At 34.7% G+C, this 19,248-nt stretch carries 17 protein-coding genes; 2 read left to right on the top strand and 15 right to left on the bottom strand.

The window, feature by feature from the left end; translation table 11 throughout:
* Positions 1-169: 169 nt before the first annotated feature.
* The 6 genes from EM308_RS16195 to EM308_RS16170 form a co-directional block, all read right to left on the bottom strand.
* Positions 170-2,164: a DUF349 domain-containing protein gene (locus EM308_RS16195; RefSeq protein WP_035640399.1), complete on the bottom strand. Its 1,995-nt coding sequence runs from the start codon at positions 2,162-2,164 to the stop codon at positions 170-172.
* Between the two features lie 285 nt (positions 2,165-2,449).
* Positions 2,450-3,910 carry a sialate O-acetylesterase gene (locus EM308_RS16190; RefSeq protein WP_035640401.1) on the bottom strand — a complete coding sequence of 487 codons (1,461 nt, stop codon included), beginning with the start codon at positions 3,908-3,910 and terminating at the stop codon, positions 2,450-2,452.
* A gap of 135 nt (positions 3,911-4,045) precedes the next feature.
* A complete protein-coding gene (locus tag EM308_RS16185) occupies positions 4,046-4,795 on the bottom strand; it encodes a shikimate dehydrogenase family protein (RefSeq protein ID WP_035640403.1) in 750 nt (249 codons plus the stop codon).
* Entirely contained in the window at positions 4,795-6,192 is a 1,398-nt protein-coding gene (locus EM308_RS16180) for a tetratricopeptide repeat protein (protein WP_035640404.1), read from the bottom strand. Before EM308_RS16180 ends, EM308_RS16185 begins: the two co-directional genes overlap by 1 nt.
* A gap of 173 nt (positions 6,193-6,365) precedes the next feature.
* On the bottom strand, positions 6,366-7,547 hold the full coding sequence (locus EM308_RS16175) for an aspartate aminotransferase family protein (RefSeq protein WP_035640407.1): 1,182 nt from the start codon (positions 7,545-7,547) through the stop codon (positions 6,366-6,368).
* A 125-nt stretch (positions 7,548-7,672) separates the two neighbouring features.
* Positions 7,673-9,304, bottom strand: coding sequence for an OstA-like protein (locus EM308_RS16170; RefSeq protein WP_035640409.1), 1,632 nt, complete (start codon positions 9,302-9,304; stop codon positions 7,673-7,675).
* A gap of 286 nt (positions 9,305-9,590) precedes the next feature.
* On the opposite strand from EM308_RS16170, the gene EM308_RS16165 reads away from it, so the two are divergent.
* Complete coding sequence (locus EM308_RS16165; RefSeq protein WP_035635350.1) at positions 9,591-11,465, top strand: alpha-amylase family glycosyl hydrolase; 1,875 nt, start codon at positions 9,591-9,593, stop codon at positions 11,463-11,465.
* 57 nt (positions 11,466-11,522) lie between these two features.
* Here the strand turns inward: EM308_RS16165 and EM308_RS16160 are convergent, their stop codons facing one another.
* The 7 genes from EM308_RS16160 to rsfS form a co-directional block, all read right to left on the bottom strand.
* On the bottom strand, positions 11,523-12,290 hold the full coding sequence (locus EM308_RS16160; RefSeq protein ID WP_035635347.1) for a superoxide dismutase: 768 nt from the start codon (positions 12,288-12,290) through the stop codon (positions 11,523-11,525).
* A 13-nt stretch (positions 12,291-12,303) separates the two neighbouring features.
* A complete protein-coding gene (locus EM308_RS16155) occupies positions 12,304-12,570 on the bottom strand; it encodes an acyl-CoA-binding protein (RefSeq protein WP_035635345.1) in 267 nt (88 codons plus the stop codon).
* Positions 12,570-13,223, bottom strand: coding sequence for a phosphatidylserine decarboxylase family protein (locus EM308_RS16150; RefSeq protein ID WP_035635342.1), 654 nt, complete (start codon positions 13,221-13,223; stop codon positions 12,570-12,572). Before EM308_RS16150 ends, EM308_RS16155 begins: the two co-directional genes overlap by 1 nt.
* Positions 13,213-14,064, bottom strand: coding sequence for a phosphatidate cytidylyltransferase (locus tag EM308_RS16145; protein WP_035635339.1), 852 nt, complete (start codon positions 14,062-14,064; stop codon positions 13,213-13,215). The genes EM308_RS16150 and EM308_RS16145 overlap by 11 nt, the downstream gene beginning before the upstream one ends.
* Positions 14,065-14,066: 2 nt before the next feature.
* Complete coding sequence (locus tag EM308_RS16140) at positions 14,067-14,669, bottom strand: LUD domain-containing protein (RefSeq protein WP_035635336.1); 603 nt, start codon at positions 14,667-14,669, stop codon at positions 14,067-14,069.
* Positions 14,670-14,780: 111 nt separating this feature from the next.
* Positions 14,781-16,706: an ATP-dependent zinc metalloprotease FtsH gene (gene ftsH / locus EM308_RS16135; RefSeq protein ID WP_035635333.1), complete on the bottom strand. Its 1,926-nt coding sequence runs from the start codon at positions 16,704-16,706 to the stop codon at positions 14,781-14,783.
* A gap of 16 nt (positions 16,707-16,722) precedes the next feature.
* Positions 16,723-17,094: a ribosome silencing factor gene (gene rsfS, locus EM308_RS16130; protein ID WP_035635331.1), complete on the bottom strand. Its 372-nt coding sequence runs from the start codon at positions 17,092-17,094 to the stop codon at positions 16,723-16,725.
* Between the two features lie 96 nt (positions 17,095-17,190).
* Here rsfS and EM308_RS16125 point away from each other — a divergent pair, with 96 nt between their 5' ends.
* A complete protein-coding gene (locus EM308_RS16125) occupies positions 17,191-17,919 on the top strand; it encodes a biotin--[acetyl-CoA-carboxylase] ligase (RefSeq protein WP_035635354.1) in 729 nt (242 codons plus the stop codon).
* Positions 17,920-18,153: 234 nt separating this feature from the next.
* Here the strand turns inward: EM308_RS16125 and EM308_RS16120 are convergent, their stop codons facing one another.
* Both EM308_RS16120 and pyrE read right to left on the bottom strand, forming a co-directional pair.
* Positions 18,154-18,546 (bottom strand): Rossmann-fold NAD(P)-binding domain-containing protein, encoded by a 393-nt coding sequence (locus tag EM308_RS16120; RefSeq protein ID WP_035635328.1) that lies wholly within the window; start codon positions 18,544-18,546, stop codon positions 18,154-18,156.
* A 57-nt stretch (positions 18,547-18,603) separates the two neighbouring features.
* On the bottom strand, positions 18,604-19,245 hold the full coding sequence (gene pyrE, locus EM308_RS16115; RefSeq protein ID WP_035635325.1) for an orotate phosphoribosyltransferase: 642 nt from the start codon (positions 19,243-19,245) through the stop codon (positions 18,604-18,606).
* Between the last annotated feature and the right edge of the window lie 3 nt (positions 19,246-19,248).

The following is a 19,248-nucleotide window of genomic DNA, read 5'->3' as shown; positions in this document are numbered from 1 at the left end:
ACTCTTTTGTCGGATTTTTTTAAATTTTCGATAATGATTTAGAATGGTTAATCGTCCGTTTTCTTTTGGAATAATTAACTAAACTCGCTTAAAAGTTAATAATGTTTTTGTAAAAAAAAAGCCTCAAACGTATTAGGGTTTGAGGCTTGATAGAGTAATTTGAATTAGTTTATTCAATATTCAAATTTCGTAATTGTCTTAGTTTTTCTTTCCAAACATCTAGACTTTCTTTGTGGATTGCGATATTTTTTCGAACTTCTAATACGATTGAATTTTCTTTTTTAGCGTTTTTGGTATTGGCAAAAAACTGAATGTTATTTTCCAATTGGAAGATTTCATTTTGTACTTCTTCAATTTTGCGCATTAAGAAAATTTTCTCATTATCCAGTTTTCTGGTGTCATTGCTTTCAGAAAGATTCTCCATTCTGTTGGCAAAACGCATCATTTCAGTATCTTTTTTGCTCAGACTTAATTTTTCGAATAAGGCATCAAGAATTTTATTGAATTTTCCCTCTATATGTCTTCTTGGGAAAGGAACTTTTCCAAAGCTTTTCCATGTTTCAATATGTAATTTGATGGCGTCCAAATCAGTTTTATGGTCACCTGTCAATTGGAATTCTCTCAAAGTTTCCAAATACGCTTTCTTTTTGTCAAAAGCTTCCACTTCTTCAACGTTTTCAACACTTTTGTGTTCTTTTAATTTGTCAAAATAGTGGTTGCAGGCTTCTCTGAATTCATTCCAAATCTTGTCTGAATATTTTCTCGGTACATGACCAATTTTTTTCCAGTCTTCCTGAATTTGTTTCATTACCGGAGTGGTGTTGGCAAAATCAACGCTTTCCTGTAATTCTTTGGCTTTTTTGACCAAAGCAATTTTTTTATTCAGATTATCGTTTTGGTCCTTTTTAATGTCTTTATAAAAAGAGTTTTTGAAGCTGTTGAAATTTCTAACGGCCGTTTTGAAGGAAAGCCAAGTGGCTTCGTTTACATCGGAAGGAACTTTTCCTGCAGAGAAAAATTCAGAGCGCAAAGCCTCTACTTTTTCGATTTGGGTAAGCCATTGTGAATGTGCGTTGACTTTTTCGGTTGCCAAAGCTTCAATTTTGGCAATAATTTCTTTTTTCTTTTCTAGATTTTCAAGTTCGGTACCTCTTAGTTTTTCAAACATCAATTCACGTTTATCGTGCATTTTTTTTGTTAGTTCACTAAATTGGTTCCAAATTTCATCTCGATGTTCTCTGGAAACTGGCCCGATGTCTTCTTTCCAAATGCGGTGTAAATCCTGAAGTTCTCTAAACGATTTGTTGATATCTGCTTCTTGCAGCAATTCTTCAACTCGAGCTATAATTTTTTGTTTTTGTTCTAGATTGTACTTAAAATCAATATCTCTTGCTTCTCTGTCCAAGTGCAAATAATCATAAAAATTTTCTACATGAAAATGATAGTTGTTCCAAACATGATTGTATTTATCTTTCGGAATTGCACCTGCATTTTTCCATCTTTCCCTTAATTCATTAAAATGATTTAAGGTGTCTTTGATGTTAGTTTGTGGATTGATTAGTTCTTTTAGTTCTTCTACAATGGCCAAACGAACTTCCAAGTTGGATTTTAAATTGGATTGTAAACTCTTGAAGTGAGTGTTTTTATTGTCTTTATAGATAGTGTAATATTGATCGAACTTTGTTTTTAGAGGAGAATGATATTGGAATTCTTCATTAGGATCTTGATTTTCTTGATTGAATTCTTCTCTCTTTTCTTCTAAGAGATGGTTGTATTTGGCCAAAAAAGCTTTTCGGATTTCTTCAACATGCTCTTTGATTGACATTACCTTTTCATTTATAACCAATTTATTCAATTCAGCTACAAGTTCGTCCATAGGTAATGCTTCATAGTCGAGCATCGGAATATCGTGACGTTCTTTTAATGTTTCGTCTTCACTTTCTTCAGCATTTGTTTCGGCAATGGCATCAATTACGTTCTGCTTTTCATCCACCCCATTTTCAGAAATTGAGTGTACTGTATTTTCTTTTGCTACAGCTTCACTAATTTCATTTTCTGTAGCAACAGGTGCATCCGGTTGAATTGTTTCCTGCAATTGATTGGCAGTTTTTCCATCTATCTCATTTTCTTGAAGAGATAGGCTATCGTTCTTTTCTTCTAACATTTTGTAAATGTTTAAGGTTCTTATTTTTTGAATGCGAAAGATACTAAAGGTGAGCCAAAATACAAAATAAAAGTTTGGATTATAAGCGAATTATTAGGAAAAATATTTCTTTTAGTATCTAATTTGAAATCTTTCTATTTAGTTGATTACTCATTTTGTTGAGTTTTGCCAAAAAAGCTTTGTTTTGAATGAATTATTGAGTTGTTTCTAAAACTACTTTTTAGGTGTAATTATCAGTATATTAGCGAGTTGTGATTTTTTTTGCTAAAATTGGATTTACTATATTTACTTAAAAAGTTTTTCCCAAGGATTATCACTTCTGAAAGGAACTGCAGGAAGGCCTTCTTTGTTGATGAAATTGGACTGAGCGGCTTCATTCCACCCAAAGCGCACCGAATAGGGGTGTTGTACTTCGGGAGCAGAAACGATTACTGTATTGCCATTTATTTCCGCTTTTGCTTTGACAAATTTACCATCTGCACCAGCAATGCTAAACCAATTTAATGGTTTTCCATCGCGGCTACTTAAACCGCTTCCTGTATTTGAAAAAGTAACCAGAATGCTGTTGTTTACAATTTTCATTTTTTGGAACACTGGACCTGAGTAAACCACATTTGTTTGTCCATAAGTTTTGTTTGCGGCAAGAAGACTCAAACGGCGTCCTACTTCCCATTTGTATCCAGGATGTAAATCGGCGATGCTGTCTACCAAATCAGTAATTGCAATTGTACCGGTGTTTTTTAAATGCAAAGCCAGTTTTTGTGATTCCCAGAATTCAGGAAGATTTTCGGCGGTGATCGGTCTGTCTTTTGAACCTGAATAGTTATAAGGTGCTATTTGGACAAAATAAAAAGGAATTTTTGTGTCTTTCCAATCGCTGCGCCAACTTTCTATCAATGCTTTAAGTTTGTATGCATAACGAATATTTTCGGTTAAAAAACAATTGGATTCTCCCTGATACCATAACATTCCTTTCAGTGTATATGGAATGAGAGGTTGTATCATGGTGTTGTAAAACTTACCAGTGTCTCCGTCGTCTTGTTTTAATTTGTCAAGAATTTTTCCGTTTTTGAGTTTTGGTTCTATCTCCAGTTTAGATGCTTGAATCCATGGTTCAATTCTACTGCCAGGTACAGCAGCCGAAATCATTCCTATCGGAACGTTTAATTTGGCGTATAAATCTTTTGCAAAATAATAACCAACTACCGAAAAATCAACTAATGGTTTCCCTATGGCTGCATCCCAACCAAGATGTTCAGGACTCGGTTCCATATATTTTCTTCGGTCAAGAAAAATACGGATATTGGTGTTATTTGCTGTATTTAAATCGTCTTCAGGAGGTTTGTTTCCTTTTACTGACGTTTGGAATTTGCTGTATTTTCGCATCGCATATTCCATATTGGACTGCCCGGAGCAAAGCCATACTTCTCCCACAAGTATATTTTTCAGTACAATGGTATTTGTTCCTTTTATTACCATTTCTCGTGGTATAAAAGAGGCCTGCATCGGACTGAGTTTTATCGACCAGTTTCCAGCTTTGTCGGCAATGGTGTTTTTAGTTTGTCCTGCAAAAGCAACCGATATTTTTTCGTCTGGAGCTGCTGTTCCCCAAATGGTTACTTTTTTTTGGCGTTGCAAAACCATATTGTGTCCAAGTATTTTTGGAAGTGTGATTTCGGCAAAAGTATTGGAAGTGAATAATAATAAAACACTTAGTGATAGTAATGTAATCTTTTTTAAATTCATTTTTTGTATTGTGAAAAACCACAAATGTTTTTTTGTGTTTTTTCATAGATTAAGATTGTTAAACAATTTACTTCAATTAGGTTGTGGTTAGCGTTGTGAAGTTTGTTTGTAACATATCAATATTTTATAAAAGCATTATTTATTCCAGATTTTCCAAGCCTTTTCTGCCTGAAAAATAAGCATATCCAAACCGTTTTTTATTTGTGCGCCTTGTGCTTTGGCTTTACTAAGAAACTGTGTTTCGGCCGGATTGTAAATCAAGTCGTAGGCAATATGTTTTTCTGTGAAGAATTCGTAAGGAATAAGCGGGAATAAATCAATGTTCGGGCTTGTTCCCACAGGGGAGCAATTAATTATTATTTGGTAATTATCAAAGGTTGTCGCGTTGATAAGGCTGTAATCGATGCAGTTTTCTTTGGCTTGGCGCGAAACAAAAGTGTAGGCGATATCCAATTGATCGAGGGCAAAAGCAACACCTTTGGAAGCGCCTCCAGTACCTAGAATTAATGCTTTTTTATGATGCGGCTGCAACAACGGTTCCAGGGATTTTTTGAAACCGTAATAATCGGTATTGTAGCCCTTTAATTTTCCTTTTTTGGTAAATTTTATGGTGTTTACAGCTCCTATTTGGGCGGCATTTTTTGATAATTTGTCAAGAAAAGGAATTACGACCTCTTTGTACGGAATGGTTACATTCAATCCGTTAATATCGGTATTGCTTTTTATTATTTCAGTGAAATGACTGATTTCTGGAATATCAAAATTTTCGTAGGAGCAACCTTCAAAATGTTCTTTGCTAAATTTTTCTGTAAAATATCCTTTTGAAAAAGAGTAACTAATATTGCGACCCAATAGGCCAAAACGTTTTTTTAAAACTTCAATCATTATTGTTTTTTATGTTTGTCAATATAATTTCGAACCATTTTTTTCTCCCAAACGACAGGAAATAAATCTTCCAATAGAATGTAATTGTCATAATTCAAACGCAAAGCATTACTTAGATGAAATTTTGCTTTAATATTGTCTGAAATCATGAAATAAAGTCCTGCCAAACGGTATTCTACTTCGTTTTCTTCGGGGAAATATTCTGAGGCTTGCAATAGGGTTTGAATAGCGCTTTCGAATTCTCCCAAAAACTGTAAAATATCTACCCAAAACAACCAAGTGTCGAGTTGATAATCACCAAATTCTACCGCTTTTCTATAACCAAATTCAGCTTCCTCAAACAGGTTCATTTGTTTGTTGATGGCAGCAAATCGTTTCCAGTACAATTTGTTTTGATTGTCGATAGCTAAAGCTTTGTTGACAAAAAACAATGCTTTTTGGAAGTTTTTTTGACGAACATAAAAATCGGTAATCGCAATCCAGCCTTTGTCTAGAAGCGGGTCTTCATGCACCGTTTTGTTGAAATATTTTAGTGCCAAAACTTTGTTGCCCAATTTTTCATAACATTTTCCTATTCGTAGCAAGGCATAGGAAGTCGCATCGTCCAATTCGATAGTTCTGTTATAGCTTTCAATGGCAAGATCATATTTTTTTAGACGTTCCAATGCTTTGGCTTTTTCCATAAAAGCACCTAGAAATTCTTCGTCGATAAGCGTTGCGTAGTCAAAAGCGCGTATGGCATTTTCGTATTCTTTTACCCCATAGTACAAGCGCCCCAATTGATGCCAAGCAATTTCGCTATAAGGATTTTTGTCAATGTATTTGTTTATATAAGCGATGGCTTCCTGGTTTTGATCAAGAAATTCAAAACAATAAACTACATTGTACAAAGCCGATTGATCTTCAAAGTCTTCCTCAAGGCATTTAATGAAGCTTTCTTTGGCCAATTCAAGATTATCCATAAAAAGGTATTCCATGCCTATAAGGTTGTAAACATCGGCATAATCGTCTGTGTATTCCAGAGCAATCTTAAGCATTTCAACTGCTTTTTCATGCTGATCTCTTTTGGAACAAATATTCGCTTTTTGAATATAAATTTCTTCGTTTGTGGGTTCTATAGCATATAACTCATTCAATAGTTTTTCGGCTATTTCGAGTTTGTCGTCGTAAATAAGCATTTCAACCTGAACCAATTTAAGTCCGCTGGATTTTGGATGTTGTTCCAGAGCTAGTTTTAATGCTTTTTTGGCCAATGTAGACTTGCCCATATCGAGGTAATGAAGAATTATTTCTTCAAATTCTTCGGAGTCAAAAAAGAGTACTTTGTTGGTTTTCAACATGGACTCAAATTTGGATAGGGATAAGTTATACTCTTCTTCTTCGTTGCTTAATTGCATACTGTGTGTTTTTAAATTATCCTAAAATAAAATTAGGAAAACGTATTGTTGATATGAGGAAGAATTCTATTTGTTGTGAACAATTTAATTAACAGATTTCAGTGTCAATGGAAATAGTCAATTACAATATCAATTTTTAAAGGTCAAAAATCAAAAATCTTAAATCAGCAATATCAAATCATTATTTCATTCATTACTTCAAGAATTATGGCACTTCCTTCTTTAATTTCTTCTTCCGAAATTGTAAGTGGTGGTGTTATTCTAATGGCGCATCCTTCAAAAAGTAACCAAAATAGAATCAAACCTCTCTCTTGACATTTTAAAATCACTTCATTTGTGATTTCTGCGCTGGCCGTCATGGCAGCGAGCATCAGACCTCTTCCTCTAATTTCTTTAATCAAAGGATGTACCAAAAGTGTTCTGAAGAGTTTTTCTTTCTCCAAAGTATCTGTCATGAGGCTGGTTTCAGTTAATTCTTTCAAAGTAGCCAGGCAGGCTGACGCAATGACAGGGTGTCCTCCAAAAGTAGTGATGTGTCCTAATTTTGGGTTTTCTGTCAATAAATCCATCATTTCAGATGAAGCTGTGAAAGCTCCCACGGGCATTCCGCCCCCCATTCCTTTTCCCATAACAACGATGTCTGGTACAACATCATAATTTTGAAACCCAAAAAGTTTGCCAGTTCTTCCAAAACCCGGTTGGATTTCGTCGAGTATCATCATGGCGCCTACTTCGGTGCATCTGGCGCGTACTTTTTTTAGGAAATCATTATGAGGCTCAATAAAACCGGCTCCTCCCTGAATGGTTTCCAATAGGATTCCGGCAGTTCTAGTGGTTATTTTTTGTAAATCGGCTTCGTTGTTGAAAGTTATAAAATCCACGTCGGGAAGCAATGGGCGAAAAGCCTGTTTGCGTTCCTCAAATCCCATTACACTCATCGATCCCATTGTGTTGCCGTGATAGGCATTGTGGCACGAAATAAGCTGACTTCTTCCGGTAACCCTTTTTGCTAATTTTAATGAGCCTTCAATTGCTTCAGTACCCGAATTGACTAAATAGGTTTTGTTCAATGGTTCGGGTAGGAGAGAAGCCATCAATTTGCAATATTGCACAGCAGGGCTTTGTGAATATTCGCCATAAACCATAACATGCGAATATTTGTCCAATTGCTCCTTTATGGCATCATTTACTCTTTTGTTCTGGTGTCCAAGTGTACAGGCTGAAACGCCGGCAACAAAATCTAAATATTTTTTGTAATTAGTATCAAAAATATAAGAGCCAATTGCATGTGAAACTTCCATGCCCAACGGATATGGTGAAGTTTGTGCCTGGTATTTTAGGAAATCGGGATTCACTTTTTTAAGGTTTAATCGTTTAATGGGTTTAATTGTATAACCGTTTAAAGGTTTAATAGTTTAATCGCAATCTGCTGTCTATCTGCATTCTGAAATCTGCATTCTGAAATCTAAAATCTGCAATCTTAAATCTTTTTCTTCTTCTTATCGTAGTTCAATGTTTCTTTTCGAATTTTCATAGGAGTAGCTTTCTTGGCTTTGTCTTTTGTGGTAGCTTCCTGGATTTTGAGTTCCTCCTCGTCTTCTTCTTTACTAAAAACATCGTCTTTGGATTTTATTCTTTCGTCTCCTCTCCAATTGAGTCCTTTGAGTGTTCTCGCATTTGGAGGTAATTCGTCTTCGGGATAAATATCGCCATCCACATTATTGAAAAAAGTAATGGTTTCTATTGTGTTTTTATCAAACAGAATATTGATTTTACTGCTTACATTTTTGTTAATACCAATGAGTTCTTTGGCATCATTTCTCATGTAATATATCACCTCGGTATTTTTTATAATGTCGACATCATGCAGTTTTCCATCTTTAAATTTCCCATAAAGGTTTTGCCCTTTTGTCTGGTTATATCCAGTTCCAAGCGTGTCTTTCGAGACCAGAAAAGTGTTGTTGAGCACTTTGAGGGAATCCAGTTTTTGTGTTTTTTTATCTGCGATGAGATGCATTAGATCACCTGTAATTTGGCTCTCGCCATTCCATAATATTGGGTTTCCAATTAATTTTGTCAAGCCTAATTTGGTGCTTGAATGAATAGAATCACATTTTCCGCTCATATCCGTTTTGTAAAATCGGACATTGTTAAATCCACGAATAATTCGGTTGCCTTCTTTTCCGGTAACCATAAGCTTTTTTCCATGAATATAAACCGAGTCATTATCGACAAAATTGACTGCCAAGGCTCTTTTGGTCACAAACATAGAGTCTTTTAGTTTGTACATTTCGGCATAATGGCCTCTAATAACTCCGCGATTAATCGAGTCGGTTATTTTTACATTCCGTGTAGCCGAAGCAAACTCTTTATTTCGGTCATAATACAAACTGTCGCCTCTTATCAATCGGTCATCATACTTGATGTAGGATTTGTCCAGAAAGTGAGCCAGATTTTTTTTGGTGTCATAGAATCCTTTTTCGGTATAAATATAATTGGTTTTACTGGTTATTGTTGATGGTCCAAAAAGATAGGAATGCCCAGAGTTACTGAAATAATCCAAATGATTGGATTTGATTTCATATGATTTATTGGTAAGTGTTACGGCCGTCAGGAATTGAAATTTTTTCTGGTTTACGTAGTATCTTCCCGATTTGCTTTTTAGTGTATTGTCTTTATTGACAATGGTTCCATTGGTGTTGTAAAATACTTCCTGAACGTTTCGGTCAAAATTGATGGTGTCAGTCGCCAAAGTTGCATCTGGCGAAGTCATGACTGCATTTCCTGTTGCAAACGCTTTTTTCAATTGACCACTATATTCTGCATAATTACTATTTAGATACAAAGTGTCTCCCTGTACCAATTGTACATTTCCAAAGGCTTTCAAGTAATTTTCTTTCTGAAAAAAATAAGCTTTATTGCAGGTTAATATAACGCCATCATGGCTAACTTTTACATTTCCGGTAAGTAAAAGTGCGTCTGGAAATTTAACTTGATCAACATCGGCAAAGTCGGATTGTTCAATATGTATTTTTTTGGGAGTCTGTGCCAGAACAAGATTCGCACAAAGAAATACTAAGTAGTAGGTAATGAAATATAAAGATTTCTTCAATGTTCTTAATTTTTTTGTAAATTTATGAAAATTGAAGTAAACCCTTTAAATATTAGGATTTATTTATAATAGTTTACAATTGGATTATCAGGGTTATTTTTGATAAAAATTTTTATGAACAAAAAGATTGGCTATCACGTTGTAGTAAGGTTTTAATCTGAAAATCAGCCAGTATAGGCTTGTCGGGTCAATTGTTTTTTTTGAAAAAGAATTAAATTTATGGATTGATACTAAATGTAGCTGTAGAATCAGTTGTATATTTTTAATTTTTTATAAATATAAAAAAATGATTACAAAAAAAATAATAATTGCAGGGATAAGTATTTTGCTTATTGCCACTGGATGTAAAACGAAAGATGTAAAAATGAGTGTACAAAATAAAGAATCTGTTCCAGAAAATAAAGCAGTAGTTTATCAGGTTTTTACCCGATTGTTTGGAAATAAAAACACAACCAATAAACCATGGGGAACTATCGAGGAAAATGGTGTTGGTAAATTTAATGATTTTACAGATAAAGCACTTCACGAAATTAAAGACTTAGGAGTTACACATATTTGGTACACAGGTGTTCCTCATCATGCGGTTATCAGGGATTATACTGCGATAGGGGTTTCGAATGATGATCCGGAAGTAGTAAAAGGAAGAGCCGGTTCTCCCTATGCTGTGAAGGATTATTATAATGTAAACCCTGATTTGGCTGTAAATCCGGCAAAACGTTTGGAGGAATTTGAAGCTTTGATAAAAAGAACCCACAAGGCAAATTTAAAAGTGATTATTGATATTGTTCCTAATCATATTGCCCGTAAATATGAAGGAAAAAATAATCCGAAAGGAGTTAAGGATTTTGGTGCCGATGACGATGTTACAGTTGAATATAAAAGAGATAATAATTTTTATTATATTCCAAATACGCCTTTTCAGTTGCCTGATGGCGACAAACCTTTAAACGGGGAAAGTAATCCGCTTATTGATGGAAAGTTTGATGAAAATCCCGCAAAATGGACAGGAAACGGATCGCGAATGGCAAAACCGGATAAAAACGATTGGTACGAAACAGTTAAGGTAAATTATGGAATTCGTCCCGATGGAACCAAAGATTTTCCTGAATTGCCTGCTGGTTTTGATAAGCTTTCCGCTAAAGACCATTTTGAATTCTGGAAAGACAAAAATGTACCCAATTCATGGATTAAATTTAGGGACATAGCGTTGTATTGGACAGCCAAAGGAGTTGATGGTTTTCGATATGATATGGCTGAAATGGTTCCCTATGAGTTTTGGAGTTATATGAACTCTGCCATAAAAAATGTAAACCCTGATGCTTTCCTAATGGCCGAAGTCTATAATCCAAAAGAATATCGCAATTATATTCATTTGGGTAAAATGGATTATTTGTATGACAAAGTTGAGACTTATGATAAGTTGAAAGATATCATTCAGGGAAAAACGCCACCAGATGGACTTTCCTATATTCAAAGCGGTTTGCAGGATATTGATATTCATATGTTGAAGTTTTTGGATAATCACGATGAACAACGTTTGGCAAGTCCTGAGTTTGCAGGCTCTCCCGAAAAAGGGAAGCCAATGATGGTCGTTTCTGCTATGATCACTTCGGCACCCATTATGATTTATTTTGGTCAGGAAGTAGGGGAGGCAGGTAACGAAAACGGAGGTTTTGGTTCTCACTCCAGAACATCAATTTTTGATTATGTAGGTGTGCCAAATCATCAACGATGGATGAATGATGGCGCTTTTGATGGAGGAAAATTATCGAAAAGCGAAAAAGATTTGCGTGATTTTTATAAAAGATTACTCAGTTTTTCTGGGAAAAGTTCAGGGGTGATGGGGCAATTTCAAGATTTACAAGAAGTAAACCGTCATGCGGGACTTGGTTATGATCCCAATCATTTGTATTCTTTTGTACGTTGGTCGGATAATCAAAAATTAATCGTAATTACTAATTTTTCGTCAGATGCTTCCAATACTTTTGAATTAAAAATACCGGCAGATATTATAAATAAATGGAATTTGAAAGATGGTAGTTACACTCTGAAGGATCAGATTTATCAAAAGAGCAGTACCCAGTTAGTTGTAAATAATGGAGAAGGTAAAGCTACGGTAACAATACATCCACTGGAATCGTTTATTTACCAGTTGAATTAAAGGGTAAAATAATATAAAAAGAAAGCTGACATTTGTGATGTCAGCTTTTTTATTCTTTTAGTTCTTGAAAGTGGCTTTGTAATTTTCGTTTACCTTTTCCCAATTTACGATATTAAAAAAATCATCGATGTACTTTTTCTTTTTGTATTGGTAATCCAAAAAATAGGCGTGTTCCCAAAGATCTATTCCTAAAATTGGGATTCCGTGAAATCCAACAACAGGGGCATTGGTCATTAATGGATTGTCTTGGTCTTGTGTTGTTGATAATTGAAGTACTCCGGTTTTGTCAACTACAAGCCAAACCCAACCTGAACCAAATTGTTTGTTTGCGGTCTCTTTAAATACGGCCTTGAAATTGGAAAAAGAGCCAAAATCCTTGGTGATTTTGGAAGCTAATGTATCGATTGGCTCACCTCCAGCATTTGGTGCGATGCATTTAAAGTATAAAGTATGGTTGTAATATCCACCAGCATTGTTACGAATTTCAGGATTTGTAATATCAACATTGGTAATGATATCTTCAATACTGAGATTTTCTTTTCCAGTTCCTACTAATGCTTTGTTTAGATTATTGGTATAATACAAATAGTTTTTATAATGAGATTCTAATGTTAAAGCCGATAAATTTGGAGTCAACGCTTCATATCCAAAAGGTAGTTTTTCCAATTGAAATGCTCCTCCACTGGCTTTCAAATCATCAGGATTACCAATTTTTACTTTTTCTTGGACTGTTGGCAACGGAACTTCGACAACTTCGGTCAATTTTTTGTCATTACATGAAATTAAAACCGAAATAAAGAGTAAAGGTGCTACTATTTTTTTCATCAGAATAATAGAGTTACTTTGTTAAGGAATTAATAAGTTCGATATATTGTTGTTTGGCCTCTTTTTTTGAAAGATGCCTTATTTGGATCCAGGCGTTTGTTTTAAAAGCATTTCTTATATCAGAATCGTCTGAAATGGTAAATTTGGTTTTGTCAAATGTTGCGTGCTTATAAAAAGCATAAAGACGTAGCTGAACATCTTGAGGAAGTGATGCCTGAGTCATTGTGGAAGCGATTTCTACGGCTTCCTGAAATTGTTTGTCTAAATCTTTTCCTGCCATTAAGGTTTAATTGCAATTATAGTTTTTCCTCCAATTGCTTTTTGGTTTAATGACACATTAATTGGAGTACCTATTGGTAAAAAAATATCCACTCTTGAACCAAATTTAATAAAACCAGCATCGGTTCCTTGTACAACCTGCATGCCTTCTTGCGCATAATTCACTATACGTTTGGCCAGTGCACCAGCAATTTGGCGGTATAAAATAGCGCCAAAAGTATTATTCTCGACTACAATGGTTGTTCTTTCATTTTCTTCGCTGGCTTTTGGATGCCAAGCCACCAAAAATTTGCCTGGATGGTATTTGCTAAATTTTACGATTCCGCTTATTGCATAACGAGTAACGTGCACGTTGATAGGAGACATGAATATGGAAACCTGAATTCTTTTATCTTTAAAATACTCAGATTCATAAACCTCTTCTGTAACAACAACTTTTCCATCGACTGGGGCAAGTATGTGGTTTTCATTGATTTCCACTTTTCGTTTTGGATTTCTAAAAAATTGCAAAATGATAATCAATAGCAATAAAGCTGTTATTTCAATAGCCATTTTGATCCATTCTGTCTGGATGAAATGGTCTGCTACTAAACAAACAACGGCAGTAAAAAAAGTACCTAATAAAATACTTTGAGTTCCTTCTTTATGAAACATAACTTAAAATTTGATAAAATAAAAAAATTATTGGTGCTACAAAGATAACACTATCCAGTCGATCTAGAATGCCTCCGTGTCCGGGCATTATATTTCCGCTATCTTTTTTTTCTGAAATTCTTTTGAATTTGGATTCAACTAGGTCTCCTATTGTTCCAAAAATGCCTACTATTAGGGCGATAATAATCCAGATGTAAGTGTTTTTTTCAGGAAGTTCTAAAAAATATTTTGAGATAAAATAACTGGCAATCAATGAAAATCCAAGACCTCCCAAAAATCCTTCGATTGTTTTTTTTGGAGAAATACGTTCGAATAATTTATGTTTTCCAAAAGTTTTACCTACCAAATAGGCAAAGGTGTCATTGGTCCATATTAAAATGAAAATACTAATAAGAATGTTTGGGTTATAGCCTTTTATCCCGAAAGGAATTTTGGTAATAATGATAAAAGGTAAAACAATGTATCCTATCAGATAAGCAAATTTTGAAAAGGCATCTACTGTTAGGTTTTTATTGTCAAATAAAAAAATGATGCATTTTAATGATACAATGAGAGATAAAAAAAGTACCGCCAAGTCGAAGTTTTTGCTGTAACGCAAAATATAAAAAAGGCCATCATCTTCTATGGCTACTGCAATCTTAAAAAAAAGCAAATAAAATATAATGGCTATTGCTATTGGGGCAATTTTGTTTAAATGGACCAGATTACAAAATTCCATTACTGCTATCAACAAAAAAACTCCGAATAGAATAAAAAAAGTTTCTATAGAGTATTGTATTGAAGCTATTAATAGTAAAATGTAAAGTGCCCCCGATATTGATCTTTTTAGTGTTTCATTCATTATTAAAGATCTTCTAAAAGCAATAAATATAAATTCTTGGCAGAACTTCCGTACTGGGTGAAATCTTCCTCTTTTGCTTTTTCAAAATATTTTATTGTTGTGATATTGGTGGGGTATTCGGTCAGGTATTTTTTTCTTATTGCGCTAAGGCCATCGCTTTTTCCTTCAACAATTTGACTTGTTTTGGCAAGGATAATGATATTCGCAGGCAAATCATTTGGTTTTTTTTGTTTAATCTGATTTGAAGAAAATAAAATGGAACCTTCTTCGGCAACTAGATTTTCGCAACTTGACAATAAAAATTTAGGATTTATATTTTGACCGTAAGTTAGTTTGTTTTCTTCCAGTAAATAGATTAGTTTAGGTTCATAACATAAAGCTTCACATTCAAACCAATCGTTTTCTTCAAGTATGTTTTCAAATTGTTCCTTTACTTCATTGGCGTTTTCACAGTATAAAAATTTACCCCCGTTTTTTTTAAAATTGTAGACAAATTGTTCGTCCAAAGGGGAATTAATATCTGAATTTGGTTTGTTAGAACGACCGTCCCTTGCTTCATCTGAAGAAGGGTCATTGGTACCAAATAATTTTTTAAAAAGATTCATAAATTTCTTAATAATCGTTTTGTGTTGCTTGAAAACGTTCAAAGATAAAAAAATCTTAATTCAAAAAGGGTTTTTGAATTAAGATTTTAATTAATTGTTTTTATTTAGTAGTTAAGAGACTACTTCTCCCAAGTTTTTGTCGAAAGTTCTTTTTCCGAAGATAGCTTCTAGGTCATCTTTGAAAATCACTTCTTTTTCGATTAATATTGAGGCGAGCTGCTCTAATTTATCTTTGTTTTCTTCAAGAATAGTTATCGCTCTCTGATATTGATTTTCGATAAGATCTGAAATTTCTTTGTCAATTATTTTGGCAGTTTCGTCAGAATAAGGTTTTGAAAAACTGTATTCGCTTTGACCGCTTGAATCGTAATAAGTTACGTTTCCAATTTTTTCATTCAATCCGTAAACGGTAACCATAGCACGGGCTTGTTTAGTCACTTTTTCCAAATCGCTTAGAGCTCCTGTGGATATTCTGTCAAAAGTTACTTTTTCGGCAGCTCTACCTCCCATTGTAGCACACATTTCGTCTAGCATTTGGTCTGTACGAACAATTAAGCGCTCTTCTGGTAGATACCATGCAGCTCCAAGGCTTTGTCCACGAGGAACGATAGTCACTTTGATTAGCGGTGCTGCGTGTTCCAGCATCCAGCTTACAGTGGCGTGTCCTGCTTCGTGAATAGCAATAGCTCTTTTTTCTTCAGGAGTGATGATTTTGTTTTTCTTTTCAAGTCCGCCAATGATACGGTCTACCGCATCAAGGAAATCTTGTTTGTCAACAGCTTCTTTGTTATTTCTGGCGGCAATAAGTGCGGCTTCGTTACATACATTTGCGATATCAGCTCCAGAAAAGCCAGGAGTTTGTTTGGCTAAAAAGTCGATATCCAATCCTTCCACTTTTTTCAAAGGAGCTAGGTGTACTTGGAAAATTTCGGCTCTTTCGCGGATATCTGGTAAGTCAACGAAAATCTGACGGTCAAAACGTCCGGCACGCATTAAGGCTTTGTCTAAAACATCGGCTCTGTTTGTGGCAGCGAGAACGATTACATTTGAATTGGTTCCAAAACCGTCCATTTCAGTCAATAATTGATTTAGCGTGTTTTCTCTTTCGTCGTTACCACCAGACATATTGCTTTTTCCTCTGGCTCTACCTACAGCATCAATTTCGTCAATAAAAATAATGGCTGGAGATTTTTCTTTGGCTTGTTTGAAAAGATCGCGCACTCTTGAAGCACCCACACCTACAAACATTTCAACAAAATCCGAACCAGATAATGAGAAGAAAGGGACTTGTGCTTCACCGGCTACAGCTTTAGCTAATAATGTTTTACCTGTTCCCGGAGGTCCTACAAGTAAAGCTCCTTTAGGAATTTTACCTCCTAGATTGGTGTATTTTTCAGGATTTTTCAAGAATTCGACAATTTCCTGAATTTCTTCTTTGGCGCCTTCCAGACCCGCCACATCTTTGAATGTGGTTTTGATATCTGTTTTTTCATCAAAAAGTTTGGCTTTGGATTTTCCAATATTGAAAATCTGTCCGCCTCCGCCTCCTGGCCCGCCTGACATTTTTCGCATGATAAATATCCAAACACCAATAATGATAATGATTGGCAACAGACTTACAAAAAGATCAGTCCAGTTGCTTTTTTGTAAAAAATTAAAATCTTTTAATTTTCCTTCAGCAACCGCTTTTTCAAGTTTGGTTTGAAAGATTTGGTCATTACCAATGTCAAATGAATAATGAGGGCCTTTGTTTACATTGCCCAACACGTCTTTTGCAACACTTTTATGTTGAGGATCACTTAAGGCTTTTTGGTTTAAATAAACTTCGGCTTCATTTTTATTGTAAACGATTACTTTTTCGATTTGTCCTTTTTCCAAATAAGAATTGAATTTCGAAGAAGTCAATTGTGCCGGTTCGTGAAAGCTTGATCCTCCAGTTAAAAAACTGATTGCTAGAAAAATGAATAATATAGCAGTGTAAACTAACCAGGGGCTTACTTTAAATTTATTTGGATTTTGATTGTTTTCTTTAGCCATTGCAGAAGATTATTTCTTAATATTTGTTTTCTATTTTAGTGATTTTGGCATCACCCCAAAGGCCTTCAATGTTGTAATATTCGCGAATGTGTTTTTGAAATACATGCACCACGATGTGAATATAGTCCATCAATACCCATTCGGCCACATCCGAACCTTCAACGTGCCAAGGTTTGTCTTTTAAATCTTTAGAAACTGTTTTTTGAATAGAATTCACGATGGCATTCACTTGAGTGTTTGAATTACCGTTACAGATGACAAAATAGTCACAAACGGCTGTGTCTATTTCTCTTAAATCTAAAATGTCGATGTCATTTCCTTTTACTTCTTCTATTCCTTTGATGATGTTTGCTAAGAGAACATCGTTGTTTATAGTCTTTTTCGCCATTTATTTTTTTATATAAGTTTGTAAAGTTACCATTTTTTGTGATTAATTTTGACCCTGACATAATATTAAATTATGTTTTATCAAAAAAAAGAACACATGAAGCTAATCAAACTCGATGCCATAGATTCGACAAATGAGTTTTTAAAAGGGTTATCGAACAAGGAGGAAGTTCAAAATTTTACTGTTGTAACCGCCGAAAACCAATTAAAAGGGAAGGGGCAGATGGGGGCTAAGTGGGACTCTGAGTCTGGTAAGAATCTTATAATGAGTGTTTTGGTTAAGGATTTTTTATTTGATAATGAAGCTGTTTTTAATTTGAATGTAGTTGTGTCATTGGCTGTAATTCGAACCTTGAAAAAATACAGTATTCCCGAATTAAGTGTGAAATGGCCAAACGACATTATGTCAGCCAATAAGAAAATAGGTGGCATATTGATTGAAAATAGTATAAAAGGTTCTGGAGCCATACGTTCTGTTGTTGGGTTGGGGCTGAATGTAAATCAGTTGCAATTTGAGAATTTGCCAAGAGCGTCATCGTTGGCAGTAATCTGTGATACTTTATTTGATAAAGAAGAAATTTTGTTTGGGATTGTTGAAGAAATAGAGCAAATGATAGCGAAATACAATGCCGTAGCTTTTGATTTGTGGGAAGAATATACCGGAGAATTGTTTAAAATAGGGGTTCCTGCAGCTTTTTCGGATGAAAATCAGGATAATTTTATGGGAATTATTAAAGGAGTTTCTTCTGTTGGGAAACTTCAGATTCTTTTGGAAGATGACAGTATTTGCGAATACAATCTGAAGGAAGTGCAGATGCTTTATTAAGCCGGAATTACGCTATAGCCACAAATTAGGCAAATTTGAAGAAAGATAATTTATCTAAGATTAGGTTGTTAGATACGAATTGCACGAATTTTACTTCCGTGTAAAAAAAATCTGTGATAATCTGTGAAATCTGCTTTAAAAAAAATATAATTCTGGGTTAAACTGAAATCTGTGGAAGTAAAAAAGCCTTTTAGCAATAAAACTAAAAGGCTTTCTTTTTGGGTTATACTTGTCTTACAATTTTGTCATGTTGTTTGCTAGAGTTTCGATAAATTTGCTGATAGGGCCTTTTACCATCATAGCCATCATTGCATTAAATTCACCTTCAAAATCCAGTTTTACAGCACTTGACTGATCTGATACGGTATCGATGTTGGCTACCAAGGTAAAAGGAATTTTGTCGCTTGCAGCTCCCAAAACGATTTTGTTTGGAGCCACTTTTTCTTTCATCTTCAATTTGATTTCTGGCATTCCTTTTAATCCAAAAATAAAAGCATCTTCTGAGGTAACTTCAAATTTTGCAATATTATCGGGCATTAATTTTTCGAAGTTTTTTACATCGCTTAACAAATCAAATAATTCTTGACTTGATTTTTCAACTGTAACTTTTGGACTTTCTAAGTTCATTCTTTTATTGGTGTATTTTTTGTTTTTAAGCGTTTGGAAAAAATCAGAATATGTTGCTTAAACACTCCAAGTAGCAGGACTGCCATTCCATTCCCTCAAAGTTTGTTCTTCTTCTTCGGTAATATATTTTTTGGCAACAGCCAAATTCAATAAATTTTGATAATTACTCAAAGTATATAACTCGACTTTGGAATTTTTAAAGTTTTCTTCTGCAACATCAAATCCATAAGTAAATATGGCTGCCATTCCTTTTATAACTGCTCCTGCATCCCGTAAACCATCAACGGCGAGTAGGCTACTGTTTCCAGTGCTTATCAAGTCTTCTATGATTACTACGCTTTGTCCTTTTTGCAAAAAACCTTCGACTTGGTTTTGGCGACCATGTTTTTTGGGTTCTGGACGCACATACACAAAAGGTAGTCCCATACTTTCTGCAACCAGCATACCAATACCAATTGCTCCAGTGGCTACACCAGCGATTACATCTGGCTTACCAAATTGTTTTTCGATGTTTTTGGAAAATTCGTCCCGAACATAATTTCTTATAGCTGGAAACGAGAGGATTAAACGATTATCGCAATATATAGGCGATTTCCATCCAGAAGCCCATGTAAAAGGATTTCCTGGATTCAATTTAATTGCATTTATTTGCAAAAGCAATTCGGCTGTTTTTTCGGCTGTATTTTTATTAAAAATCATAAT

This window comes from Flavobacterium gilvum (assembly GCF_001761465.1).
Lineage (GTDB): Bacteria > Bacteroidota > Bacteroidia > Flavobacteriales > Flavobacteriaceae > Flavobacterium > Flavobacterium gilvum.
Note: the sequence above shows the minus strand (reverse complement) of the source record. Positions and strands in the feature narration are given on the sequence as shown.